The sequence below is a fragment of the Pseudomonas fluorescens genome (genome assembly GCF_030344995.1).
GTDB classification, from domain to species: Bacteria; Pseudomonadota; Gammaproteobacteria; order Pseudomonadales; family Pseudomonadaceae; genus Aquipseudomonas; species Aquipseudomonas fluorescens_BF.
This window is the reverse complement of the sequence record NZ_CP128260.1, coordinates 3,497,853-3,523,977: the sequence shown is the minus strand read 5'-3', so window position 1 is coordinate 3,523,977 and position 26,125 is coordinate 3,497,853. Positions and strand designations below refer to the sequence as shown.

Below are 26,125 nucleotides of genomic sequence, written 5' to 3'. Positions count from 1 at the left end.
TAGCGGCGGGCGTATGCGCCCGATGGTTACCTGGGCGCGAAATCGTAGTTATAGAACGCCCGGGAGTGGTGGTAGCCGTACTTGCGCGCCTTGCGCAGGTCGACCTGGTTGAGCACCGTGCCAAAGACCGGCACATGGCTTTGTTGCAACATGGCAATCCCTCGCTGAACCTGGCTGATCGAGGTGCTGTCAGCCTTGACGACATAGATCACCGCATCGGAATGTCTGGCCAGCAACAGCGCGTCACTGATCATCTCCGCAGGGGGTGAGTCGATAATGATGTGGCGATAGCGTGATCTGAGCGCCTCGAGCATGCGTGCCATGCGCGGCGAGCTGAGCAAATCCTGGGGTGGCGGTTGAACCGGGTTGAGCGGATCGGCAGGGGAAGGAAGGCGCGGTGCAACGAACATATCCAGCGACGGCGGCAAGACCTTCCCGGCCGGCAACATGTCCAGATTGCCCACTGAAACAATGCAGTCTTCAAGCCTGGCCGTGCCGGCAATGACATTCGCCAGTCCGGGGCTGTCCGGAGGGAAATCGAAGTTCAGCGACAGGGTTGGCTGACGCATGTCGGCATCGATCAGCAGCACGCGCTCCAGCGGTGTCAGCGAACTGGCCAGATTGGTGGCGATGGTGCTTTTACCCTCACCGGCAACCGTCGAGGTCACGAGCACCACTTGCGAGGGCTTTTCGCTGCTTTGCAGCATCAGCCAGGTACGCAGGTTGCGAATGGTTTCGGAAAAACGCGGGTTGTCGTTGTCCTCGAAGAGCCGTGCCAGTTGCCGGCGACTTTTTTTCACCACCAACGGCACAACGCTGAGTAGTGGAACATTCAACACGCTCTCGATTGACTCGTCGGTTTTGAAGGTATTGCTCAGACTTTCGAAGAGCAATGCCAACGCGACGCCGATGACCGCAGCGACCAGCCCGACGATTCCGACAATCAATGTCTTGCGGGGTTTGCTCGCGTCGACTGGAACGATGGCCGGGTCGACGATGCGCACTTTCGTCGAGTCCATGTCGGCGGTGGCCGTGGTTTCTTTCAGACGGGTGACGAAGGTTTCATACAGCGCGCGTGTGCTGTCGACCTCACGCTGGAACTCGCGCAACTGGAACTCTTTGCGCGCGATGTCCTGGATTTGCGCCTTGTTGCTATTGAAGGATTGACGCAGCGACGCTTCACTCGCCGTGGCGAGCTGGTATTGCCGCTCGATACCGGCCACCACTTGCTGCACCTGCAATTGCAGGCTGGTGGTGGCAGTGCGCAACTCGGTTTGTGCGGAAATCAGGCTCGGGTGCTTCGGACCATAGCGCCCTGCCAGTTCATCGACCTTGGCTTGAGCCACAGCGCGATCGGCCTGGAATTTCTGCACCAGGGGATTGCTCAAGACCGCAGGCACGCTGGAAAGCCGGCTCAGATCGCCGTTGCCCAGCGCCTTGGCCTGCCGATACTCACTTTCGGCTTCAGCGCGGTTGCGACGGGCGTCGACCATTCGATTGCCGGTCATTTCCAGTTCGTTGGCGCTGATGGTGGCGACGCCGCCAACATCCACCAGACCTTGTTCTTCGCGGTAACCCTGCAGTTTTTTCTCGGCCGCACGCAGATTATCGCGCAGCTTGATCAGGCGAGTGTTCATCCACGCCGTGGTCGTTTGCGATGATTTCTCGCTGGTATCGAGCTGGCTGTCGGTAAAGCCCTGAGCCAGCGCGTTGGCCGCCGCTGCCGCGAGAACAGGGTCTGGCAACTCGACTTCGATTTCGAGCAACTGGCTTTTGCCAACGAACTTGACGCTGGTGTGCAGCATGAGGTTCTGCGTGACCTGATTGAAGACCTCTGCTTCAGTGAGCTCCTCTTTCTTCGGCGGTAAAAATCGACCCAATCCCGGGATCCATTGATCAAGGTCCAGATTGGCCAGCCATTGGCGCGGAGCAAACCAGGGCTTTGGCTGCTGGCGCGGGTCGGTGACCGGGTGGGTCGTCAGGCCGAGTTTTTTCACCGCACGTTCGGCAAGATCTCGCGATTGCAGGAGCGCCTGCTGGGTCTGCAGGTAATCAGTGCCGCTGCTGCCTGAATCCTTGACTTGCTGGAAGGACATCAGCGGAGGCGTTTTGTCGTTGAACAGCAGGGTGGTGCTGCCAATGTATTGCGGCGTGATGCTGGAGACCACAGCGGCCGCCAGTGCGCAGCTCAGCAGAACCAGCCACCCGATGCTCCATTTGGCGCGCCAGATGACCCTCCACAGATTGAGCAGATCCAGGGTGTCCTTGTCTTCAACGTGCTGCGGATGCAGATGCGCTTGAAGAGGACGTTCGACGTAGTTGCTAGGGCTGTTGTCCATGATCAGAAAAAGCCTTGTGCAATGGAAATGGTATCGCCGGGGGCAATCGTGGTGCTTCGCGTAACGTTATCGGTCACGGTCGCGCCACCATCGCCGCGCAAGATGGTTACTCGTTTCATCGAGGCGCGCTCGGTCAGGCCGCCGCCCAGCGCGATGGCTTTCTCGAGTGTCAGTCCGGGCACGAACGGGTAGCTGCCGGGCTTTTTCACTTCGCCATTGATGTAGAACGAGCGGTATTCGATCTGGCTGAGACTGACTTTCGGGTCGATCAGATAACCCTGCTTGAGCCCGTCGACGATGATTTTCTCGACCTGGCCGGGAGTCAGCCCCTTGGCGGAAATCTCGCCCAGGAACGGATAGGAAAAGGTGCCAGCGTCACTGAGCCGGATCTTTTTCATGCTTAATTCAGGCTCACCGAAAACGATGATTCGCAACACGTCGCCGGCAGCCAGTTTGTATTGCGTGTCGGGATCTGCCGCGTAGGTGTGAGGAGTGAGAAACAACGCGAACAAAAGAAAAACCAAGCGAGCGTTCATGTCGAAACCCTCTTAAAGGCTGACGTTGAAGCTGATCTGGAACACGTTGCGGGTGAAGCTTTCATCGTCGGCATCGGAATCGTTGTCGCGATATCGATAACCCAGTTCGATATCCAGCCAACGGCGCATGGCGTACACCACGGCCAGGTTGTAGTCCTGAAGATTGTCGGTACGGCTTTGGCCTTCGTAGACATAACGGCCGTAACCGGCCTGTGCCACGGTAGTAATCCGTTCAGTCCAGCCGTGACGCCAGCCGACCTGGGTGAAGGTCGACTTCACGGCATCAGCGCCGTCGTCACCCTCGGCAAGGGCCTGGCGAGCGACGAAGGTGAATGTCGAATAGGTCCGCGGTTTCCATTGCAGATCGACTTGCCAGGTCGGGTTGTCGAGGTCTTTGGATTCGCTGTTGTCGAAGTTCTTTTTCTCGTAACCGACGCGGACTTTACCCGTTGTGCGTGCCGTGAAATCCCATACGGCACCGGCCATGATGGCGTCGGATTTACTGCTGCGCGGGCTGTTGGCCTGCTGGTAATCAAAGTCGGTGTGGTTATATTCCACCAGACCCCGGGTATTGCTGCCGATGCGGTGATACCAGGTGCTCGTCAGGGCAGTGGTATTGCGTTCCTTGTCGTCGTTGATGCCATCAGCGTTGTCGTAGCGCAGTTGGGCGTAACTGGCCCCGAGATCGATTTGATTGTCAGCGCTTTTAGCACCGAAGGTGTAGAGACCACCCACGCGTTTGTTGTTGAGCTTGTCGTTGATGCCTTCGACCGCCGTCGATTCCGTGCGCTCCCATTTCCGGTACTCGGCATCAAGCTTCAGGCGATGCCGGTCGGTGAACTCCATGATGCTGTCCGCTCGCACGCGTTGTGCCGTGTTCGAGGCATCCGACTCATCGTGATAAATGTAGCGAGTAGGTTGCCAGATCAGCCGGGTGGCGCTGTTGCGATCCTCGGCCTTGAGCTCGAAAGAGGGCGCCAACTTGGTGACCATGGAGGACTGCTTGCTGTTTTCCAACTCGCGAAAGTTGTCGTCGTAACTTTCTGAAAACAGGAAGGATGGCGTGAAGTCGAATCCGTAAACATCAATGGCTTGCGGATTGATGCTCCAGGCCATTTCCGGATAGAGGCAGGCCATCATCAGTGCGACAGGGCATCGTGACTTTAAAGCCATGTTAGAGCTCCTGAGCAAAGGCATGTAAGGCAAAGTCGTTAGTTATAGGTGTGAACACCGGCTTGTTGACGTTCAATCACGCTGAGTGGCAAACAGACAGGCTGCTCACGGTTAAGAAACTGCAGAAGGATCATGACGCGGTCGGTACCGTGCAACCCCAGAAACACGCCTTCCAGTGGTGCGAGCGGACCGCTGACGATCTGCAGGTTTTCTCCGGGTTTCAGCGCTTCGTCCGGCTCCGACAACGTTGATTCAAGGCAACGTGCACGCAGATGCTCGATGACGTGCTCCGCCACTGTCGCGGGACCATGATTGAATTCGACAAAGCGACTGACCCCTCGAGTGGAACGCAAGGGTGCCCAGTTGTCGTCACGACTGAGTTGGATGAACAAGTACCCGGGGAAGAGGGATTCCTGGACTCGCTGTCGTTTCCCGCGAATGACGCGCTCACTGACGAGTTGGGGGTGAAAGACCACGTAGTTCTGTTGAAGCAGGTTGAGGTGGGCACGCTCATCCTGACGTGGCTTGCATTGTAAAAGGTACCAATTAGGTTGGTCCGAGCTGATGACTGGCATGCTTGTAAACTCTTTGATGATCGAAAGTTTATGGCAGGCAGAAGCTCTAATGAAGGCTAAGTAATGGCAGGCAGTGAAAGTGCATTCTTATTATTGGGGGGAGTGAAGTGTTTCAATCATGAATCACAAGTGTTTCATTGGTGCACATCGCGAGGTGAAGTTGTGCCCTGTTATGCGGCGTCTTCGGGTCATTGTCGGCATAACTTTTCAGAAGACAAAGCTACCGCACGGTCTGTTCGTCGCAGCCTTAAGGTTAGGTAACTAAGTAGTTGCCCCTGAAGCGACAGGGCGCGAGTAAGTGATTGCTCGCGCCCTGTAAAAAATCAACCTTGGTAGTTATCGGCCAGACTTTGCGGTCTGTCAAACGTTACCAGTCAAAAAACACGCCATCCATCCAGTAATGAATTTGCCAGTATTCAATCTGTTGTTTTTAAATGGTATTTCCTTTTGTCTGAATGGTAGAAACTTTTTTTTCTTACCACGGTCGAGGCTGTGATTTAGATCAAAAACTATCCCCAATATTGGGTGTTGTTATAAAGGCTGGACTCAATAAGTCGACCGAGGCTATAACTAATCGCCTGTCGGTTTAAATGGAGCAGGGATTATGACCGTTCTTGTTACAGGTGCTGCGGGCTTCATCGGGTATCACACGGTCAAACGACTGAGCCTCCAGGGCCAGGAAGTTGTCGGTATCGACAACCTCAACGATTACTACAGCGTGGATCTCAAACAGGCGCGACTTGAACAGTTGAGTGGTCTGCAGGGTTTCAACTTTGAAACACTGGATATTGTCGACAAACCTGCCTTGATGGCGTTGTTCAAAACGCATGATTTCACCGAGGTTGTGCATCTGGCTGCTCAGGCAGGTGTTCGCTATTCGCTCGACAACCCGGATGCCTATGCGCAATCGAACCTGGTGGGGTTTCTCAATGTGCTGGAAGCCTGCCGACACCATCCGCCCGCACATCTGATCTACGCCTCCAGCAGTTCGGTATACGGAGCCAACAGCAAATTGCCATACAGCGTCGACGATGCGGTCGAGCATCCTGTGTCCCTGTATGCCGCCACCAAGCGTGCCAATGAACTGCTTGCCGACAGCTATTGCCATCTTTACGGTTTGAAGGCCAGCGGTCTGCGTTTTTTCACCGTTTACGGGCCCTGGGGCAGACCGGATATGGCGCTGTTCAAATTTACCGAGGCCATTCTTCAAGGGCGGCCGATCGATATCTACAACCAGGGTCAGATGGCGCGGGACTTCACTTACGTCGATGACATTGTCGAAAGCATCGTCCGGCTGTGCCCAAAGCCTCCAGAACCGGACAAGGAGGCGCAGGGCGTCAACCGGATTTTCAACCTGGGGCGCGGAAAACCGGTAGCGTTACTGGATTTCGTCGACTGCCTCGAGCAGGCACTGGGCATCAGGGCCCGGCGCAACATGTTGCCGATGCAGGCAGGCGACGTCATCAAGACCTGGGCTGATGTTTCAGCACTGGCGCAATGGATCGGGTTTTCTCCCCAGGTGGAAGTTGAAGAGGGCGTGGCGCAGTTTGTGAGTTGGTATCGCCAGTGTTATCGGATTTGAGCACCGGCTCGTGCTCTCGGTCCGATGGCGTCAGGTCATGAGCCGAATCCTGCCCGGTTATTGCGCATGATCGAGAAATTCAACGCCGCAGCGACACACAGCCAGGCCAGGTAGGGAAACAGGATCAACCCGGTGATCACATCCAGGCGCAAGGCCAGGACCACCATCGCCGCTACCACCAGCCACAGCAGTACGAGAATGATCATCGCGAAAACAATCCGCTGCGCGCCGAAAAATATCGGCGTCCACAGCGTGTTCAGGGCAATTTGCGCCGCCCACAACGCCAGCACCATTTCGCTGCCGGGAATCATGGTCAAACGGTAGCCAACCCAGGCCAGCAGCAGATAGATCGTCGTCCAGGCCAGCGGGAACACCCAGTTGGGTGGGGTGAACTTCGGTTTGTTGAGCTGCGCGTACCATTGGCCGGGCTTGAAAACCATGCCGGTGGTGGCCGCCGCACCGCAGGCGATCAGAAAAATCAGGAACGTCACCATTTCTTACTCCTTGGCCGCAGCCAGTCTGCTTGGGTTGCTATTTGGCTCTCGACGACATCAGGTCAATCACCCGCGCCACCAGCGTGTCGACCGCGAAGGGCTTGGTCAGCACCTGCATGCCGGGGCCCAGTTGGCCGGCGCCGATCACTGCATTTTCTGCGTACCCGGTAATGAAAAGTGTCGTCAGGTTTGGCCGGATCTCCCGGCCGGCGTCGGCCAGTTGTCGGCCGTTCATCCCACCCGGCAGGCCGACGTCGGTGATCAGCAAGTCGATATGCACGTTCGATTGCAACGCCTTCAGCCCGGCAACGCTGTCGCCTGCCTCGAGCAAGTTGTAGCCGAGATCGCCCAGCACTTCGGTCAGCAAGGCGCGCACCGTGGGTTCATCGTCCACCACCAGAATGGTCTCGCTGGCCTTGGGCACTACAGCCGGTGCGATGTGCTTGTCATCGAGACTTTGCACGAGTTCGCCGCAGTGCCGCGGCAGGTAGATACACATCGTGGTGCCCCGATCGACCTGCGAATGCACGCGCACCTGGCCGCCGGACTGCTTGGCGAAGCCGTAGATCATCGACAGCCCGAGCCCCGTGCCCTGACCCAGCGGTTTGGTGGTAAAGAACGGGTCGAAAGCCTTGGCAATCACATCGGCCGACATGCCGGTGCCGGTATCGCTGACGCACAGACACACATATTCACCTTCGGGAATCTCCAGCGTGCTGGCGGTCTCGGAATCCATGCTGCGATTGGCCGTCTCGATGGTGATGCGTCCGCCATCGGGCATCGCATCGCGGGCGTTGATGCACAGATTGAGCAGTGCGTTTTCCAGCTGACTGGCATCCACCAGTGTCGGCCAAAGCTGCGGCGAGCCAATGGTTTCCAGAAGAATGCTCGGGCCCACGGTGCGCTGGATCAGTTCGGTCATGCCGGTCATCAGCATGTTGACGTCGGTAGGGCGCGGATCGAGGGTCTGGCGTCTGGAGAACGCCAGCAGGCGGTGGGTGAGGGCGGCGGCACGCTTGACCGCGCCCTGTGCGGTGACCATGTATTTGTCGACTTCGCTCAACCGACCCTGACTGATCCGCGTACCCATCAATTCCAGGGCACCGGAAACGCCGGCCAGCAAGTTGTTGAAGTCATGAGCGAGGCCGCCCGTCAGTTGGCCGACCGCCTCCATCTTCTGCGACTGACGCAGTTTTTCCTCCGCTTGCATCAACTCGGCGGTGCGCGCTGAAACCCGTTGTTCCAGTGTGTCGTTGAGCGCACGCAAGGCGGCGATAGCACCGTCGCGCTCTGCCTCGACGGTGCGTCGCTCCTCGACGTCGATCAGTACGCCGGGGAAGCGCAATGGTTTGTTGTCATCGGCACACTCAACGCGGCCGTTGGCTTCGATCCACTGGTATCTGCCGTCCGCGCGGCGCACGCGATACTGATGGGAATAGGCGCCACCGCGGCCAATGGCTTCGTCGATCGCGGTGGTCAGCCCGTCCCGATCGTCGGGGTGCACGCTGGTGATCACTTGTTCGAGGCTGAGTCCCTCGCGCCCCAGACTCGGGTCGAGGTTGAACACCTGGGCGAAGCCTTCGTCGATGGCAAAGCGATCGGTCAGCAGGTCCCAGTGCCAGGTGCCGATAATGGCGCCGGCGGCGAGGGCCAGTTGCACGCGTTCGACGTTCTCGCGGGCGATCGCCTCACTGGCGCGCAAGCGCTCCTCGGCATCGCGTCGTTCGGTGACGTCGTTGAACAGGATCGCGATCTGCCGGTCGGCCGGATCGCCGACCCGCACGGCGCGCACATCGAACCAGCGTTCGAAGGTATTGGCGTAATTTTCGAAGTTCGCCGGTTCCCCGGTCTTGGCCACGTGGCCGTAGGTTTCGAACCAGAAGCGTTCCAGATTGGGCGCGAATTCGGTTACCCATTTACCGCGCAGGTTGACCCCGCACTGGCGCTCGAACGCCGGGTTGGCCTCGACGAAGTAGTAGTCGACAGGCTCGTCGTTGGCGTCGAATTTGACTTTGACGATGGCAAACGCCGATTCGATGGTTTCCAGAATGGTGCTGAAGCGTTCCTCACTGCGGGCGAGCGCAGCTTTGCTGGCCTGGAGTTGAGCCGCCACATTTTGCTCAGTGTCGACTTCATTGCTCAGCAGCGCGGCGCGTAATCGCTTTACCTCGGACTCAAGTGCTTCGCGATCAAGGTGTTTGAGGGTATCCATCTCACCTGCTTTGTCAGTTTTTTCAGGGGCCGGTTTCATGGGGCGGGCAGGCCGGACGGGGGCAGTGGTCATCGCGAAGCGGTCTGGCTTGATTGTGGTTCATTCGTTGACAGGTGGCGTCGTCGTTAAGTTTCACTGACGGCTTTGGGCGAACACCGATTTCAGATCGACTCGCCGTTATCCAGGCGGGCCAGCAGCATTTGGCCCCGTTGCCAGAGTGCCTCTTGCTTGGCCTGCGGCATGCGATCAAGGTTCTTGTACATCATGCTCATGCGCTGATTGCCGCGCAGCTGCTCACCGTGGCGCATCAGGAAATGCCAGTAGAGCGAATTGAACGGACAGGCATTGTCCGCCGTGCTTTCGCTGACCTTGTACGCGCACCCACGGCAGTAATCCGACATGCGATTGATGTACTGGCCGCCGGCGCAATAGGGTTTGGAACCGAGATAACCGCCATCGGCGTGCATGACCATGCCCAGCGTGTTGGGCAGCTCGACCCAGTCAAAGGCGTCCATGTAGATCGCCAGATACCACTCACAGATCTGGCTCGGCGCGATACCGGCGAGCAGGGCGAAATTGCCGGTGACCATCAACCGCTGGATGTGATGCGCATAGGCGTGCTGCAGGCTTTGCCCGATGGCGTGGCGCATGCAGTTCATTTGCGTATCGCCGGTCCAGTAGAACTCGGGCAATGCACGGGTGTTGCCGAACGAGTTGCCCAGCGCGTAATCAGGCATTTTCAGCCAGTACACGCCCCGCACATATTCACGCCAGCCAATCAGTTGCCGAATGAAGCCTTCGGCGGCGTTGAGCGCAACGCTGCCGGACCAGTACGCCGACTCCACGTCGCTGCACAACTGGCGCAGGTCCAGCAGGCCGATGTTGAGTGCCGCACTGATGCGCGCATGAAACAGGAACGGCTCATCACTGGCCATGGCGTCCTGGTAATCGCCAAACCCGGCCAGACCGTAATCGAGAAAGTACGCCCAGAGCGCCTGCGCATCGGCATGGGTGACGGGATAGTTGAAGTCATCGAGCGCGCCGTAGTGCTGGCTGAAACGCGCCTTGACCAGTGCAAGTACTTCGCTGGTGATGGCGTCGTTACTGAAGCGCGCCGGGTAGGGCGCTTTCACGCTTTTGGGCAGGGCCTTGCGATTCTCGGCATCGAAGTTCCACGCACCACCCACCGGCGAGCCGTCGCCATTGAGCAACAACCGGCTCTTGCGACGCATCTCCCGGTAGAAAAACTCCATGCGCAGCTGTTTCTTGCCTTCGGCCCATGCAGCGAACTCTTCGCGACCGCACAGAAAACGCGTATCGGCGTGCCAGTGAATCGGCAAGCCGCATTCCTTTATCGAGTGCTCCAGCCGCCAGTCACCACATTCGGTGACGTGTACTTCTTCGGCCTGCAACAGCGCTTGCCAACGCTGTAACTCACCCGGCACCGAACCGCTGTTTTCCGGATCATCCAGGGTGACGTATTCAACACGCACGCCTTGGTCTCGCAGCGCCTGGGCGAAGTGGCGCATGGCGCTGAAGATCAGGGCAATCTTCTGTGGATGGTGGGGCACATGGCTGGCTTCTTCCATGACTTCAACCAGCAGCACCGTGTCGCGCTCGGCATCGAGTGCCTGTAATGAAGCCAGGTCGAAGGACAACTGGTCGCCCAGTACCAGGCACAAGCGGCGGGTAACGTTCATTCAATCAAGCTCTGGGGTTGTGCGGTTCATTGGCTGGCTTCGGTGCCCTGGCGACGGAAGAACAGGGTCACCTGACCGACTTCCACCCCGAACTTGGACATGCTGGTGCGGTTGATCAACGTGTCCTCATCCATCAGGTACATCCAGTCGTCCATGCTCACTTCATAGGTCGAATCGTCGACCGCCAGGTTCAGGCGATAAACCCAGTGCACGGCGTTCCCGGCAATCTGGCCCTGCGCAGCGCCAACCACATCGCCTGCACGACCGCTCCAGCGTCCCCCGCCCTCGGGCGTCAACGTCCATACGCGGTGTTGGCGGGTGCCATCGCTGTAAAGGAAGCGCTCGTCGAGAATCAGGTTGTTGCCGTCGTGACGGCTGACGATGGTGACTTCAAAACGCTTGGTCACTTCGCCACCAGGCTTCTGAAAAATCCCCCAGGCTTTGACGGGCTGGCTGAAAAATCGCTCCAGACTCAGTGCCGGTTGTTGATCGGCATAGCGGGTTACATCCACGTTGCTGCAGCTTGCGACGCTGAGCATCAGTGCCAGTAACAGCAGTAATCGAGTCATTGCCTTGCTCCCTGATCGCAGGTGTTGAGGGAGAACGTTCGAGCCATTTTCTTGTACGCAGTGAGGGGCGCGTACAGGGTTATGGGCGTTTCGTTAAGGTATCTAGTGACGGAATCTCGCGTGAAAGCGTATCCGTCGTGCAAAAAATTGTACGCGGCTAATAAGCTTGTATAGGTTTTAATCAAGATAGGCGGAAAAAAGCCAGCTGACAATGAAACGGCAATTTTTCGTGTTGAGAGGAAAACTCAATTCACAGCGTGAAGCTTTTCCAGAGTAGTGGGAGTGGGGCGAATATTGATCATTGCGCTGTCTGGTGCATTGTCAGGATGATTTTCCCGACATCCCTTGAAGACTCCATTCGCTGGTGGCTTACGCCGGTTGCACGGCACCGGATTGAGTGCCGCGCATCCTTGGCTGCGCGGCGAGATATTGTTTCGATACTCATGAAGCGATCGCGAGATGAACGGCGTTTTTACAAAGCAAACGTAGTCCCGCGAGTATTCACAAAAAGCGAGTAGATCGAGTGACTGCTTGCCATGAACAGCCTGTTCCCTTCGCGCCCCCCGAAGCACAGGTTCGGGCAGCGCTCTGGCAGCGAAATATGGCCGATGGCCTTGCCCTGTGGATTGAAAACACGCACGCCGTCGAGTTTTTCCAGATCGGCCCTGGGATCTCCATTGCCGCCCCAGCCGCACCACAGGTTGCCCGCTTCGTCGCACTTGATACCGTCGATTGCCGCGTAGTCCAGCCCCTCGATGTGCTTGCGGCGCTCGCCCAGTGTGCCGTCTTCCTTCACGGCAATTGCCCAGATCAAGCGATTGGGTTTGGCGCGGCCTTCGACGACATACAGGGTTTTTTCGTCGGGACTGAAGCACAGGCCATTGGGGCCGTTAAGGTCGTCGATCACCCGAGTCACCTTTCTGCTCTCACCGTCGATGCGGTAAACGGCGTGCGGTTGGCTCGGGGTGATCTTGTGGCCTTCGTAATTGTTGCCGGTCTGGAATGGCGGGTCGGTAAACCAGATTGATCCGTCACTTTTGCAGACGATGTCGTTGGGCGAGTTGAAGGGTTTGCCCTCAAAGCTGTCGGCCAGCACGGTGATCGTGCCGTTGTATTCGGTGCGTGTGACGCGGCGGCCTTCGCTGGTGGTGGTAGAGCCTTCGCAGACGATAAGACGCCCTTGGCGATCCCGGCACATCCCGTTGGAGAAGTTCGAGTGTTCACGGTACACGGTGAAGGTTTCGGTGATTTCGTCCCAACGCATGATGCGATTATTGGGGATGTCGCTGACCAGCAAATAGCGGCCATCACCGACCCAGACCGGTCCTTCGGCCCAGCGCATGCCGGTGGCGAGTTTTTCCACACTGGCGTTGAAAATACGCAGGTCGAGGAAGCTGTCGTCGAGGATGTGAATCAGTGGATCCGGGTAGCGTTGACTCAACGGTTCGGCAGCTTCAGAGAGACTGGGCAACAAGGCGCTGCCGGTGGCGAGCGTGGCGGAAACAGCGAGGGACTTCTTCAGGAAGCTGCGGCGTGTATTGCCTTTTACCTGTTCGAGGTTGTCAGGCTTGGCGGACAGGGATGAGTCCATGTAGCGATCTCCGTGGTTTTATTTTTTTTTTGGAGACGCAGTAATATCCTGTGATAGGACATCGTACAAGTGATTTGTTATCCAGGTCTGGTCGGGCTTGGAGATTAAGTCCTTCGCTTAATCGCTTTAGGCTGACGCTCAGCATCTGTTATTCCAGCGCTGCGCAGGGAAACAGGTGCGCCAGCGGGTCGAGCGAGGTCGTCGCTGCTTTGGTGGCCGTGCAGGGTGTGTAGGAAAAAATTCGGGGCTTTGTGCCTTCCTAAGCCGTGTTCCTACCGATATTTGCGATCTATCCAGCAGAAAAGGGCTTGGTTTCGCAGTGAAACATTAATTAGAATCAGTCTCATTTATATCCTTCGCGCAGGGTCTCTTGAGATGATTGAAGCAGCGACGCCACCGGAGCACAGCCTACACACCTTGTACCGAGACCACCGGGGCTGGCTGGAAAACTGGCTGCGAAAGCGCTTGGGCAACGCGTGGGATGCGGCGGATCTGAGTCAGGACACGTTCATGCGAGTGCTGTGCAGTTCACAGCCCATCGCCGAAATGCGCGAGCCGCGCGCCTATCTGTTGACCGTCGGCAAACGTCTGCTGAGTAATTTCTATACCCGTCGCAGTCTGGAAAAAGCCTACCTGGACGCGCTGGCCCACTTGCCCGAAGACTGCGTTCCGTCTCCCGAACAACGTTGGGTGGTGCTTGAAACCCTGCAGGCGCTTGATGAGCTTCTCGATGGCTTGCCCCGCGAAGTGCGTCGTGCGTTTCTGTGGAGCCAGCTGGAAGGCCTCGGCTATCGCGACATCGCCGAACGCCTGCGAGTCTCCGAACGTACCGTGAAACGCTACATGGCCCAGGCCTACGAGCATTGCCTGCTGGTGGACTGGTGATGCGCGCGGCACCCTCCAGCGAAGCGCGCGAGATTGCCAGAGCGGCTGCTCAGTGGCTGACATTGCTGGAATCCGGCGAAGCCACCGAGGACGATCAGGTACGTCTGCAAAACTGGCGCAACAGCCACAGCAGTCACGAACATGCCTGGCAAAAGGCGCAGATGCTGCGTCAGCGTTTCTTCGGCTTGCCTTCGGTATTGGCGATGGCGACCCTTGATCGTCCCGATCCTGCTCGCCGGGCCGCACTCAAACGGGCGCTCGGTGTTGCGGCGCTGGTGCCGGCGGCCTGGCTGATCGGACGCCAGCTTCCGCTGGATGTCTGGCGGGCGGACTTGCAGACCGGCACCGGTGAACACAAACGAATTCCCCTGGCCGACGGCAGCACCTTGCAACTCAACACTGCCAGCGCCGTGAATATCGACCTCGGTGCTCGCCTGCTGACCCTGGTGCGCGGCGAAATGGCACTCAACGTGCCAGGAACCGCGCCACTGACGATCCAGGCCCCCTATGGCCGGATCATCGTCAGCCGCAGCGAAGTGTGTGTGCGTCTCAATGAGCGCGATTGCCGCGTATCAGTTGTCAGCGGTGCGGTGCGCCTGCAACCGCTGCAAGGCCCCGAACTGCTGCTGAGCGCGGGACAGCAAGTGAGTCTGCAGGCCACTGGTGCGGGCACTGTTGGTGCATTCGACGCGTTGTTGCCGGGTTGGCGTGACGGAGTGCTGATGGCGCAGAACCAGCCGCTCGGTGACTTTCTGCGTGAACTCGGCCGTTATCGCCCGGGCTTGCTGCGCTGGGAACCTGCGCTGGAAAGCCTGCGAGTCACGGGCAGTTTCCGTCTGGACAACACCGATCGCATCCTGTCTCTGCTGGCCGCCAGCCTGCCGCTGGAGGTGCAATCGCGCACGCGTTTCTGGGTCACGCTGGTTCCTCGAAAAAATATTGCCTGAAGCCTGTCCCTTTTTTTCGCCTCGCCGGTCATTCCAGGTAAGTGAACTAAAAACGAGAGCTTCTTCCAATGCCCGCAGTATTTCCAAGTCGTTTGCGTCCGTTGTTGCAGTTGAGCCTCATGCTGAGCCTGAGTGCCAGTCCATTGTTGATGCCGGTGAGCTGGGCCGACGAGGCAGCTCGTCGCAGCTACCAGGTGCCCGCCGGGAGTCTGAGCGCCGCACTGACCCGGTTTGCCGGGCTGGCCGGGGTCAACCTGTCAGTGGATCCGGCGCTGGTCAGCGGCCGCAGCAGCAACGGCCTGTCCGGCGAATATGGTGTGGAGGAAGGCTTCGCCCGCTTGCTCGCGGGCTCCGGCCTGCAACTGCAGCCGGTCGGCGAGCAGGCTTACATACTGGTTCCGGCGCCGGAGGGCAGCAGCCTGCAACTGGCACCGACTTCGATTCTCGGCGCCAACGACGAGACCGGCGGCGATGTGTATGCGGGTGGCCAGGTGGCGCGCCGTGGTTCGCAAGGTTTGCTGGGCTCGCGTGATTTCATGGAGACGCCGTTCAGCATGACCACCTACACCAGCGAGGCGGTCAAGAACCAGCAGGCCCGCACCCTGGGCGATCTGATTGCCAGTGACCCTTCGGTCCGCGCCACCAACCCGGCTGGCGGCCGTTACGAACAGTTCACCATTCGCGGTTTCAGCCTGTTCAACAGCGATGTGGCTTACAACGGTCTGTACGGGGTCTTGCCGACTTACACGATCGACATGGAAATGGCCGAGCGGGTCGACATCCTCAAGGGGCCGAGCCAACTCATCAACGGCATTTCGCCACGGGGCAGTGTGGGCGGCGGCATCAACGTCGTACCCAAGCACGCGACCGACAAGCCGATCACCTCACTGACCGCCAACTACGCCTCGAACAATCAAATCGGTGGCGCAGTGGACGTGGGGCGGCGCTTTGGCGAGGACAATAAGTTCGGCCTGCGATTCAACGGGGTCAAACAGTCTGGTGATACCGAGTGGGATCACCAGAGCGTTGACCGTGACATGGCCGTGCTGGGCCTTGATTTTCGCGGTGAGCGCCTGCGTCTTTCCACCGACGTAGGCCGTACCGAGCGCGATACCGACGCGCCGCAAGAGCGCGTGCAGGTTGGTGCCAATGCCCGGGTTCCGAGTGCCAGTGAAGTCAGACACAACTATGCACAGTCCTGGAGCAAGGCCCGTACCAAGGACACTTTCGGGACGGTGAATGCCGAGTTCGACGTCAACGATTCGACCCTGCTGTACGGCGGAGTCGGCGTACGCAAGAGCAATCACGATTTCCTTCGGCACGCGGTATCTGTCACCAACGACAAAGGCGATTTCAGCGTCCAGCCACGGGATTTCACCCGTGACGAAAACGTCCGTACCGCTACGGCCGGGGTGCGCAACTGGTTTCATACCGGGCCGGTGAGCCACGAAATCAATCTCGCCGCCAGCTACTTCTACATGGACTTCGAGAACGGTGGTGCGCGCTACGCCGCTTCCCCGAGCAACCTCTATAACCCTGTTGAAACGCCGACGCCGGTGCGTCCGACACGACAGGACGCTGACGTCTATACCGAAAACCGTTTCAGTGGCGTGGCGCTGGCCGACACGATGGGTTTTTTCGATGACCGCCTGTTGCTGACCCTGGGCGCGCGCTGGCAGCGGGTGAAAGTCGACGACTGGAGCGACGATGTCAAAGGCGACACGGCCTACGATGAAGAAAAAGTCTCGCCATCCGGCGGCATCCTGTTCAAGGCCACCGACAAACTGTCGTTGTACGCCAACTACATGGAAGGCCTGAGCCAGGGCAAGATCGCGCCGTCGACGTCGGTGAACGAAGACGAAATCTTCCCGCCGTTCATCAGCCGTCAGGTCGAGGTGGGCGCAAAGTATGACGCCGGTTCGTTCGGCCTGACCGCTGCGGTCTTCCGGATCAAGCAACCGGCCTACGAGACCAACGCCGTGACCCGGGTCTTCGGCCCCAACGGCAAACGCCAGAACGATGGCGTGGAGCTGACCGTGTTCGGCGAACCGCTTCAGGGCTTTCGTCTGCTCGGCGGTGTCATGTACATCGACAGTGAGTTGACCCACACCACCAACGGCACCTTCGATGGCAACCGTGCACCGGCGACCCCGAAATTCAACGTCAATCTCGGCGCGGAATGGGACGTGCCCAACGTCCAGGGCCTGACCCTGACCGGGCGTGGCATCTACTCAAGCTCGCAATACCTGGATCAGTCCAACGACAAGCAGATCGATGCCTGGGAGCGCTTCGACGTGGGCGCGCGCTACGCGTTCAAGGTCGACGAAAAGAACATCACCCTGCGAGCCAACATCGAAAACGTCGCGGACAAACGCTACTGGAGCTCCGCCGGTGCCTCCGATGACAGCGAGCCCGGGCTGACGCTTTCGACACCACGAACCTATCTGCTTTCGGCAACCGTCGACTTCTGAAACGAGGAACCTGGCCCAGGGACGGGCAGCGCAGGAATCTTCTGAAGATATTTCACGAAGCAAGGAACTTTATGCACAACACTATTCAGTAGTTATCCCGATACTGTGCAATGAATTACTGCCAATAAAGATAATAAAAAGTTGAACGTTGCATGACAAAAGTATGGCCATATCATGGCGCGTCAGTTGATTTTTGTTCGGGTTTAACGACTTGCAATTTGTTGTGCGCGCAGGTTTTTAATTAAAAACAGCGTTATGTAAATATTCCAAAAAATTCACAGCTACCTGTTGCATGAATTAGTTGATGAGAATAGTTTTCATATCGAAATTTACCGAGGGTAATCCGATGTTGAATGATGGCGCATTGCACATTAGTCCTCTGCAAAAGACCAATGCCGACTATTTGGCGCGACAGGGAAAGTTTGAATCGAATGTTCGAAGTTATCCGCGCAAGTTGCCACTGGCCATTGCCAAGGCACACGGTGTCTGGGTAACGGATGTCGAAGGCAAGACCTATCTGGATTGCCTGGCCGGTGCCGGGACGCTCGCGCTCGGGCACAATCACCCGGCCATCATGGACAGTATCGGCAGCTTTCTGGCTTCCGGCCTGCCGATGCACACCCTGGACCTGACGACCGAGGTCAAGGACGCTTTCAGTGAAACACTGCTAAGCCTGTTGCCGGGGCAGGGAGAGGGTTACTGCCTGCAATTCTGCGGTCCTTCGGGGGCGGATGCGGTAGAAGCCGCGCTGAAACTGGCCAAGACGTTCACCGGTCGCCACAACATCATCAGTTTTTCCGGTGCCTACCACGGCATGACTCACGGCGCGCTGGCCCTGACCGGCAACCTCGGGCCGAAGAACGCCGTCGCCGGCCTGATGCCCGGCGTGCAATTCATGCCGTATCCCCATGAATACCGCTGTCCGTTCGGCTTGGGCGGTGAGGCAGGCGTCGAGGCGCTGACCCATTACTTCACTCAGTTCATCGAGGATGTCGAGAGCGGCGTCACCTTGCCGGCAGCCGTGATCGTCGAGGCGGTGCAGGGCGAGGGCGGGGTCAACTGCGCGCCGGACAGCTGGCTGCGTGCGATCCGCGAGGTGACCCGCAAGCACGGGATCCTGCTGATTCTTGACGAAGTGCAGGCCGGTTTCGGTCGCACCGGCAAGATGTTTGCCTTCGAACATGCGCAAATCGAGCCGGACATCATTGTCATGTCCAAGGCGGTCGGTGGTGGCCTGCCCATGGCGGTGCTGGGGATCAAGCGCGAGTACGACGTCTGGGAACCGGGCAATCACGCCGGCACTTTCCGTGGCAACCAGATGGCCATGGCCACCGGGCTTGCAACGCTGCAGGCGCTCAAGCATCAACAGCTTCCGGCCCAGGCCGAACGACGCGGTCAATGGCTCAAGGATCAGCTCAACGGTTTGCGCCAACGGTATCCAGCGTTGGGTCAGGTGCGCGGGCGGGGCTTGATGCTGGGCATCGAAATCGTCGACGAGCGCCAGCCGGCAGATTGCCTCGGGCATTTTCCGATGGACCCGGTGCTGTCCGTCGCCATCCAGCAGCATTGCTTCAGGCAGGGACTGCTCCTGGAACGGGGCGGACGTCGGGGCAATGTCATTCGTTTATTGCCTGCGCTGATTATTGACGACCAGCAATGTCAGCAAGTGATTCAGCGATTTGAAACGGCACTTGAAGCTGCTCTGCTTGAAGTTCGTGCGTAATCGTTTGTTAAAAGGTGTTTGAACCTGGCGAACGTTATGTAGAAAGCGATCAGGGTGAATGGTCGAACCGCCGCTTAAAGAAAGCACTTCAGTGATGAGCGCTTTTTCAGGAACTTTCGGTAATCGATTGTTTATTTAATTCTCGCCGGGATGACTTTTTTAAAGTTGCTGTAGTGCGCTTCGCAAGTTGGCGCGAGCGCTTGTCCTTTGTCCCGGCAAATGTAACCAGTGACCTCACGGGCTACTGTGGAGTACCTATGAATCAAGCAGATCGCAATGTTGTATCAAGGATGGTCAGTGAGTTGGCGAGTACCCGCGCCTTGCTCAATTGTTTGATCAAAGAATTCGCCTTGCCGGAAAACTGCCTCGACTACCGTTGGCCTGGTGATATGCAAGGCATCGCGCCGGGCTGTTACCTGGAAGGCCTGCAATGGAAGGGCATTCCGCTGACGATCAGCCTGCCCAACGAGCAGCAGTTCTTTGTCATGGTGGACCGCCGTGACCGTCTTGGCAGTCATCGTTATCTGTCGGACGTCTATGCGCGTCAGGGACGAGGGGACTGGCGTTGCCTGGGCTTTGCCGAGTTTGCCGCTGAATTGTTGGGCGCCTGCGAGCACATGACCCGCGCCAGCAATGAAGAACTGCTCGATCAGGTATTGCAGAGCCAGGGACTGACAGCCGCCATCGTCGCCCACAACATGGACAACCACCGCCCGGCACCGCTCAGCAGCTACCTGGCCAGCGAGCAGGGTTTGTGGTTCGGTCACCCCAATCATCCGGCGCCCAAGGCCCGGTTGTGGCCGGCGCATCTTTCGCAGCAGACCTACGCGCCCGAGTTTCAGGCGCAAACCGCGCTGCACCTGTTCGAAGTACCCCGGCAAGGATTGCGCGTTACCGCCAACGGCCTCGATGAAAGCCAGGTCATGGCCGGGTTTGCCGATCAGCAGCGCGCCAGGCCCGGTCACGCGATGATTTGCATGCACCCGGTGCAGGCGCAGTTATTTATTCAGGACCGGCGAGTGCAGCAACTGCTCGAACTGGGCGACATTGTCGATCACGGTGCCACCGGCCCGATCGCCAGTCCCACGGCGTCGATGCGCACCTGGTACATCGAAGGTCATGACTACTTCATCAAGGGTTCGCTGCATGTGCGCATTACCAACTGCGTGCGCAAGAACGCCTGGTATGAGCTGGAAAGCACGCTGATCATCGATCAACTGTTCCAGCGTCTCCTGCAAACCCAGCCGCATACGCTGGGAGGTTTGTCGGTGATTGCCGAGCCCGGCTCGATGAGCTGGGCGCCGCCCCAGGCCAGTGAGGCCGACGCCCATTGGTTCCGTGAACAGACCGGCGCGATCCTGCGGGAGAACTTCTGCCTGCGCTCCCGTGCCGACCGCAGTGTGATGGCCGGTACCCTGTTTGCACACGACATCCATTCTCGTCCTCTGGTGCACGGTTTCCTGCAAGCGGCATTCGGTCAGGAACCTGACGACGAACAACTGGTGGAGTGGTTCGACCGCTATCAGGCCCTGTTGCTGCGCCCGGTGCTGGCATTGTTCTTCAACCATGGCGTGGTGATGGAGCCGCACCTGCAGAACACGGTGCTGGTTCACGATTCAGGCCAGCCGCAACAGCTGCTGCTGCGTGATTTCGAGGGGGTGAAGCTCACAGAGGAACTGGGCATCAAGCAGATTGATGTCGGCCTGCATCCACGGGTGCGCCAGTCGCTGCAATACAGCCGTGTGCAGGGCTGGAGCCGGATTTCCTATTGCCTGATGATCAACAACCTCTCCGAAGCCGTGCTCGCCCTGAGCTGGGAACGCCCACACCTGGCCACTGTGATGTGGCAGCGGGTGGAGCGCCAACTGCGCGTCATACGCGATGAACTGACGCGTCCCGCGCCGGAGCTCGATGCGCTGATCGCCGGACAGCCGATTGCCTGCAAGACCAACCTGAAAGTCCGTCTGAGCGCCCAGGCGGATCGCGCCGCCGGCTACGTCAGGCTCGTTTCACCCTGGAGCGAGGAGGCCCGTTATGGCTGATCTGACGGTTCCCGTTCTGGAGGCGATCGACCGTGTGCGGGCCGCAAATCCGGATCCGCTGGCGGCATTCATCTACGACCTGGACGCGTTGCAGACGCATGTGCGCGAGGTGATGGACGCACTGCCGCCGAAGGTCGAGCTGTATTACGCGATCAAGGCCAACAGCGAAGCGCCCTTGCTTGAGGTTCTGGCGCCGCTGGTCAGTGGTTTCGAAATTTCCTCGGGAGGCGAGATCGAGCGGGTGGTGACTTGCCCGATCCGCACACCTTATGTGTTTTCCGGCCCCGGCAAGCTCGATTCCGACCTGCGTGCCGCACTGGCCCATCAGGTCGAAGCGATTCACGTCGAAAGCCTGAACGAGATCGAGCGCCTGCAACGGCTGGCCAATGAAGCGGGGCGGGTGCAGCCGGTGTTCATCCGGATCAATCCTCAGCTGCCGGCACAGCAGTCGAGCAAACTGGCGATGGCCGGCACCGCGACGCCGTTCGGCATTGATGAGTCGGAGCTCGGCGAAGCGGTGCAACGGGTCGACCGCGCCACTCACTTGTGCCTCAAGGGTTTTCATGTGCATGCCATGTCCCACCAGATGTCGGTGGAACGGCACGAGCAACTGCTCGATTTCTATTTGCAGCGCTGGAGCGAATGGAAAGCCCTGGCCGCCTACCCGGAGCAATTGACGCATTTGAATGTCGGTGGAGGCATCGGCGTCGATTATCTGAGCGGACAGCGGTTCGACTGGCAGCGACTATGCCGTTATCTGGAACGTCGCCTGGACGATCAGCCCGACGCGCCGATCCTGCGCTTCGAGCCGGGGCGGTTCATCAGTGCGTTCTGTGGTTACTACGTGATCGAAGTGCTGGACACCAAGACCAGCCATGGCGAGCACTTCATCGTGTGTCGTGGCGGCACTCATCAGTTCCGCCTGCCGGCCGCACAAAGCCATGATCACCCGCTGATTCACCTGCCGCAGACTCCGCCGACCGCCGAATCCACCGAGCGCAACTGGACCGTGGTCGGGCAGTTGTGTACGCCCAAGGATATCCTGAGCCGGCAGCAGCCGCTCACCGGAGTCGAAGTCGGCGACTTGCTGGTTCTGCCCATGGCAGGGGCCTATGGCTACAACATTTCCCACGCCGATTTCCTCTGCCATCCACGCCCGCCACAACATTTCGTGCATCGGGGTGCATTGCTCGAAGGAGTCGGCCTGTGGCAGTGAGTTTCAATCCCGCACGGCGCTGGGTGGTGCTGAATGTGCTTTTGGGCACGCTCACGGTCAGCCTCAACAACAGTTCATTGAATCCGGCATTGCCGGCCTTCATGACGGCGTTCGAGATCGGGCCGCTGCTGGCGACTTGGATCGTCGCGGGGTTCATGACCAGCATGGGCGTGACCATGCCGCTGACCAGTTTTCTCAGCCAGCGCATGGGCCGCAAGCGCCTGTACCTGTGGGGCGTGGCGCTGTTCATCGGCGGTTCGCTGATGGGCGCGCTGGCGGATTCGATTGCCATGGTCATCGCGGCGCGAGTGGTACAGGGGATTGCCAGCGGGCTGATGATCCCGTTGTCGCTGGCGATCATTTTCTCGGTGTATGCCAAGGATGAGCGCGGCCGGGTGACGGGGCTGTGGGGGGCGGCGGTGATGCTTGCACCGGCGGTCGGGCCGCTGTGCGGCAGCTTGCTGCTGGAGTGGTTCAGCTGGCGGTCGCTGTTTCTGATGAATGTGCCGATCGGCCTGATTGCGCTGCTGATGGGGCTCGGCGTTCTGCCGGACTCCGAGCCGACGGAGCGCAAACCCTTCGACCTGACAGGCTATGTGCTGATCGCCTCGGGCATTGGTTTGCTGATGGTCGCCATCAGCCGGATGCACCACGCCGATGCGCTGCTCGAACCGGCCAACGTCGGCATGTTGCTGGCAGCGGTGGCCTGTCTGGCGGTGTTCGTTCAGGTCGAGCTGCGCCGCGAGGCGCCGTTGCTCAACCTGCGAATCTTTGCCTTGCGCGGTTACCGGCTGAGCGTGGTCATTGCCGTTGTGCAGTCGGTGGGCATGTTCGAGTGCCTGGTGTTGCTGCCTTTGCTGGTGCAGACCGTGCTGGGCTACAGCGCCATCTGGACGGGCCTGTCGCTGTTGTGCACGGCGGTGTTCGCCAGTCTGTTCGGGCGCATCGGCGGCAGTGCACTGGATCGCCACGGGCCACGGCGGGTGGTCGCGATCGGCTTGTTGCTGACGGGCCTGTCGACCCTGGCGCTGGGCCTGCTCAAGAGCGACGCGGGCATCGGCCTGGTGTTCGGCTTGATGATGGTTCGCGGCGCTGGCTTGGGACTGTCCTACATGCCGGTCACCACCGCCGGGCTAAACGCCTTGCCCGAGCCGATGGTCACGCAGGGCGCAGCCATGAACAACATTTCCCGGCGGCTGGTTTCGTCATTGGCGATTGTCATTGCATCGCTGTGGCTGGAGTTCCGCCTTGCTGCCGCCGGTGCCGAAGCACAACTGACGGCAACGCCTTCGGCGATCAGCGAAGTGTTCTTCGCCACCGGCGTGCTGATCCTGCTGGCACTGCCTTGTGCCTGGCGTTTCCCTCTTTCCGACGAGACGGCCGAGCCTGCGCCGGCCGCGCTCGAACATCGTTAACGCATCTTTGGAAGGTATGACCATGACGACGACTTTTCCGACATTCTCTCAACCGTCTTCGGCGCCGGGTGCCTGGCTGACGGGCGTCGATTCACGCATTTATCAAAAGGTGCAGCAGCGGGTCGTTGGCCAGTTGTTGCAGACGTTGCTCTATGAAGCGGTCCTGCCTTATCGCAACCAGCCAATGGACAACGACCAACAAGTTTTCGTGGTGATGGGGCGCGATGAGCAGCAGTCGCCGGTGGAGTACCGCTGTAAAGGCCTGCTCAGCGACAGTTTTCAATTGATTCGTCTTGATCCGCAAACACTGGAGCGCGTCGACAGCCACGGCGAACGCAGCGTGCCGGACCTGCACCAGGCCCTGGCCGAACTGCTTGAGGACTATCAGGACAGCCCGCACCTGGCGCGTTTCATTCAGGAACTGGAACAGACCGAGCTCAAGGATCTGCAATCGCGCAGTCAGGGTTACCGGACTGATGGCGCGCCCCACGAACTGGACGTCGACGCGCTGGAACAGCACTTCATGGACGCCCACAGCTATCACCCTTGCTACAAGTCGCGTATCGGCTTTTCGCTGGATGACAACCGGGCCTACGGGCCGGAATTCGCGACACCGATCAACGTGATCTGGCTGGCGATCGCGCGCAACCGGGCGTCGGTCAATCATTCCCGGCACATGGATTTTGCAGCGTTCATCGAGCAGGAAGTGGGCGCGCAGCGCTGGCAGCAGATCGCCGGTCAATTGGCCGGGCAGGGCCGGTCCATCGAGGACTACGCCGTGTTGCCGGTTCACCCGTGGCAGTGGGAAAACGTGATTGTGCCGGCGTTCTACAAGGAGCTGGCCAGTGGCGAGCTGATCTGGCTCGGGACGTCGGATGACCAGTACAAGGCGCAGCAGTCGATCCGCACGCTGGCCAATGCGACAGCCAGAGAGCGGCCGTACGTCAAACTGGCGATGAGCATGACCAACACCTCCAGCACGCGGATTCTGGCGCGGCATACGGTGATGAACGGGCCGATCATCACTGACTGGCTGCAACAACTGATTGCCAGCGACAGCACCGCCCGTGCGCTGGATTTCGTCATCCTCGGCGAAGTGGCCGGCGTCAGTTTCGATTACAGCCATCTGCCCCAATCGCGCAGTGCGCAAACCTACGGCACGCTCGGTGCGATCTGGCGCGAAAGCCTGCATTCGTACCTCAAGGCCGACGAACAGGCCGTGCCGTTCAACGGCCTCAGCCACGTCGAAAACCGCTACGGCGATGCACCTCAGCAGCCTTTCATCGAGGCGTGGATCCGCGAGTACGGCCTTGAAGCCTGGACCCGGCAACTGCTGAAAGTCACGGTGCCGCCGATCATTCACATGCTCTACGCCGAAGGCATTGGCATGGAATCCCACGGTCAGAACATCGTGCTGATCGTCAAGCAGGGCTGGCCGCAGCGGATCGCTCTCAAGGACTTCCACGATGGCGTGCGTTACTCGCCTGCGCATCTGGCGCGCCCCGAACTGTGCCCGGAACTGGTGCCGCTGCCAGCCAGTCATGCGCGGCTCAATCGCAACTCGTACATCCTGACCGACGACGTCAACGCGGTACGGGATTTCTCCTGCGACTGTTTCTTCTTCATCTGCCTGGCGGAGATGGCGATTTTCCTGCGTCAGCACTATCAGCTCGAAGAAGCGCAGTTCTGGCGCATGACTGCTGAAGTGATCCTCGATTACCAGCAGGCCCATCCGCAGCACCGCGACCGGTTCGGCCTGTTCGATGTGTTCGCGCCGCATTACGAAGTGGAGGAGTTGACCAAGCGTCGTCTGCTTGGCGATGGCGAGCGTCGTTTCAAATCGGTGCCCAATCCATTGCACGTCCACAGGCCGCAAGCATGCTGAGAACCAATCAACTGAAACGCAAACTGGCGGCCGGAGAGGCGGTGTACGGTCTGATCAGCTCGATTCCGGCGCCGGCCGCCATCGAACTGATCGCCGAGGCCGGTTTCGACTTCGTGATCATCGACATGGAGCACGTGCTGATCAACCCGGAGACCGTCGAGAACATGATCCGCATCGCCGAGTCCTACGGCATCACGCCACTGGTGCGGGTGGCGGACCTCAATCCGAAAACCCTGCTGCGGCTGCTTGACGGAGGGGCCCAGGGCATCGTGCTGCCGATGATCGAATCCGCCGGGCAAGTGGCGGCGGCCATCGCCGCGTGCAAGTACCACCCGCAGGGCGTTCGCAGCCTCAATGCCGGGCGGCCCGGATCGTTCGGCAAACACAGCCTGGCGCAGTACGTGGCCGAGGCAAACGAACAGATCATGGTGGTGGCGATGATCGAAAGCGCAGAGGGCGTGCGTTGCGCCGCAGAGATCGCGGCGGTGCCCGGCCTGGACATGATTCTGGAGGGGGCGGCGGACCTGTCGCAGTCCCTCGGCATGCCCTGGCAGATCGATCAGCCGCCCGTGCAGCAAGCCTTGCTCGATACCTGGCAAGCCACTCGCGAGGCTGGCATCGCGTATTGCGCCATCCCGCGCCAGAGCGGTGATCTGAGCCGCTGGCGTGAGCGCGGGGTCAACGCCTTTGTCCTTGGCGACGAGCGCGGCATTGCGTTTCGTGCTCTTCAGGCCCGACTGGCCACTCTTTCTCAAGAAGGAAACTGATTC

19 protein-coding genes are annotated in these 26,125 nt (G+C 59.2%); 10 read left to right on the top strand and 9 right to left on the bottom strand.

Annotation, left to right across the window (positions count from 1 at the left end; all coding sequences use genetic code 11):
- Window positions 1-26 precede the first annotated feature (26 nt).
- Genes QR290_RS15650 through rfaH form a run of 4 tightly spaced genes read right to left on the bottom strand, consistent with a single transcriptional unit; the run spans window position 27 to window position 4,623 of the window.
- Window positions 27-2,339, bottom strand: a complete 2,313-nt coding sequence (locus QR290_RS15650) for a GumC family protein (protein WP_289203012.1) — start codon at window positions 2,337-2,339, stop codon at window positions 27-29.
- Between the two features lie 2 nt (window positions 2,340-2,341).
- A complete protein-coding gene (locus tag QR290_RS15645; protein WP_289203011.1) occupies window positions 2,342-2,875 on the bottom strand; it encodes a polysaccharide biosynthesis/export family protein in 534 nt (177 codons plus the stop codon).
- A 12-nt stretch (window positions 2,876-2,887) separates the two neighbouring features.
- Window positions 2,888-4,048, bottom strand: a complete 1,161-nt coding sequence (locus tag QR290_RS15640) for an outer membrane beta-barrel protein (protein WP_289203010.1) — start codon at window positions 4,046-4,048, stop codon at window positions 2,888-2,890.
- A gap of 38 nt (window positions 4,049-4,086) precedes the next feature.
- Entirely contained in the window at window positions 4,087-4,623 is a 537-nt protein-coding gene (gene rfaH, locus QR290_RS15635; protein ID WP_115077988.1) for a transcription/translation regulatory transformer protein RfaH, read from the bottom strand.
- 604 nt (window positions 4,624-5,227) lie between these two features.
- Between rfaH and QR290_RS15630 the strand changes: the two genes are divergently transcribed.
- A complete protein-coding gene (locus tag QR290_RS15630; RefSeq protein ID WP_289203009.1) occupies window positions 5,228-6,205 on the top strand; it encodes an NAD-dependent epimerase in 978 nt (325 codons plus the stop codon).
- Between the two features lie 35 nt (window positions 6,206-6,240).
- On the opposite strand, the gene tspO is transcribed toward QR290_RS15630, so the two are convergent.
- From tspO to QR290_RS15605, 5 genes are all read right to left on the bottom strand, one after another.
- Complete coding sequence (gene tspO, locus QR290_RS15625; RefSeq protein ID WP_115077986.1) at window positions 6,241-6,699, bottom strand: tryptophan-rich sensory protein TspO; 459 nt, start codon at window positions 6,697-6,699, stop codon at window positions 6,241-6,243.
- Window positions 6,700-6,736: 37 nt separating this feature from the next.
- Window positions 6,737-8,911 (bottom strand): hybrid sensor histidine kinase/response regulator, encoded by a 2,175-nt coding sequence (locus QR290_RS15620; RefSeq protein ID WP_115077985.1) that lies wholly within the window; start codon window positions 8,909-8,911, stop codon window positions 6,737-6,739.
- Window positions 8,912-9,072: 161 nt separating this feature from the next.
- Window positions 9,073-10,611: a cryptochrome/photolyase family protein gene (locus QR290_RS15615; protein ID WP_289203008.1), complete on the bottom strand. Its 1,539-nt coding sequence runs from the start codon at window positions 10,609-10,611 to the stop codon at window positions 9,073-9,075.
- 26 nt (window positions 10,612-10,637) lie between these two features.
- A complete protein-coding gene (locus QR290_RS15610; RefSeq protein WP_289203007.1) occupies window positions 10,638-11,180 on the bottom strand; it encodes a DUF3833 domain-containing protein in 543 nt (180 codons plus the stop codon).
- 472 nt (window positions 11,181-11,652) lie between these two features.
- Window positions 11,653-12,771 (bottom strand): SMP-30/gluconolactonase/LRE family protein, encoded by a 1,119-nt coding sequence (locus tag QR290_RS15605; RefSeq protein ID WP_127798202.1) that lies wholly within the window; start codon window positions 12,769-12,771, stop codon window positions 11,653-11,655.
- A 375-nt stretch (window positions 12,772-13,146) separates the two neighbouring features.
- Here QR290_RS15605 and QR290_RS15600 point away from each other — a divergent pair, with 375 nt between their 5' ends.
- The 9 genes from QR290_RS15600 to QR290_RS15560 all read left to right on the top strand — a co-directional run bounded on the left by QR290_RS15600 (window position 13,147) and on the right by QR290_RS15560 (window position 26,122).
- A complete protein-coding gene (locus tag QR290_RS15600) occupies window positions 13,147-13,656 on the top strand; it encodes a sigma-70 family RNA polymerase sigma factor (protein ID WP_289203006.1) in 510 nt (169 codons plus the stop codon).
- Complete coding sequence (locus tag QR290_RS15595; RefSeq protein ID WP_115077980.1) at window positions 13,653-14,603, top strand: FecR family protein; 951 nt, start codon at window positions 13,653-13,655, stop codon at window positions 14,601-14,603. Before QR290_RS15600 ends, QR290_RS15595 begins: the two co-directional genes overlap by 4 nt.
- A gap of 68 nt (window positions 14,604-14,671) precedes the next feature.
- On the top strand, window positions 14,672-17,074 hold the full coding sequence (locus QR290_RS15590) for a TonB-dependent receptor (RefSeq protein ID WP_289203005.1): 2,403 nt from the start codon (window positions 14,672-14,674) through the stop codon (window positions 17,072-17,074).
- Between the two features lie 346 nt (window positions 17,075-17,420).
- Window positions 17,421-18,797, top strand: a complete 1,377-nt coding sequence (locus QR290_RS15585; protein WP_289203004.1) for a diaminobutyrate--2-oxoglutarate transaminase — start codon at window positions 17,421-17,423, stop codon at window positions 18,795-18,797.
- A gap of 257 nt (window positions 18,798-19,054) precedes the next feature.
- The gene (locus QR290_RS15580; RefSeq protein ID WP_289203003.1) at window positions 19,055-20,839 is read left to right on the top strand and encodes an IucA/IucC family protein; all 1,785 of its coding nucleotides are present in this window, start codon (window positions 19,055-19,057) and stop codon (window positions 20,837-20,839) included.
- On the top strand, window positions 20,832-22,055 hold the full coding sequence (locus QR290_RS15575; protein WP_289203002.1) for a type III PLP-dependent enzyme: 1,224 nt from the start codon (window positions 20,832-20,834) through the stop codon (window positions 22,053-22,055). Before QR290_RS15580 ends, QR290_RS15575 begins: the two co-directional genes overlap by 8 nt.
- Entirely contained in the window at window positions 22,052-23,470 is a 1,419-nt protein-coding gene (locus tag QR290_RS15570) for a DHA2 family efflux MFS transporter permease subunit (protein WP_289205300.1), read from the top strand. The genes QR290_RS15575 and QR290_RS15570 overlap by 4 nt, the downstream gene beginning before the upstream one ends.
- A gap of 16 nt (window positions 23,471-23,486) precedes the next feature.
- Window positions 23,487-25,355, top strand: a complete 1,869-nt coding sequence (locus QR290_RS15565) for an IucA/IucC family protein (RefSeq protein ID WP_435875049.1) — start codon at window positions 23,487-23,489, stop codon at window positions 25,353-25,355.
- Window positions 25,349-26,122 (top strand): HpcH/HpaI aldolase family protein, encoded by a 774-nt coding sequence (locus tag QR290_RS15560; RefSeq protein WP_289203000.1) that lies wholly within the window; start codon window positions 25,349-25,351, stop codon window positions 26,120-26,122. Before QR290_RS15565 ends, QR290_RS15560 begins: the two co-directional genes overlap by 7 nt.
- Window positions 26,123-26,125: the final 3 nt, after the last annotated feature.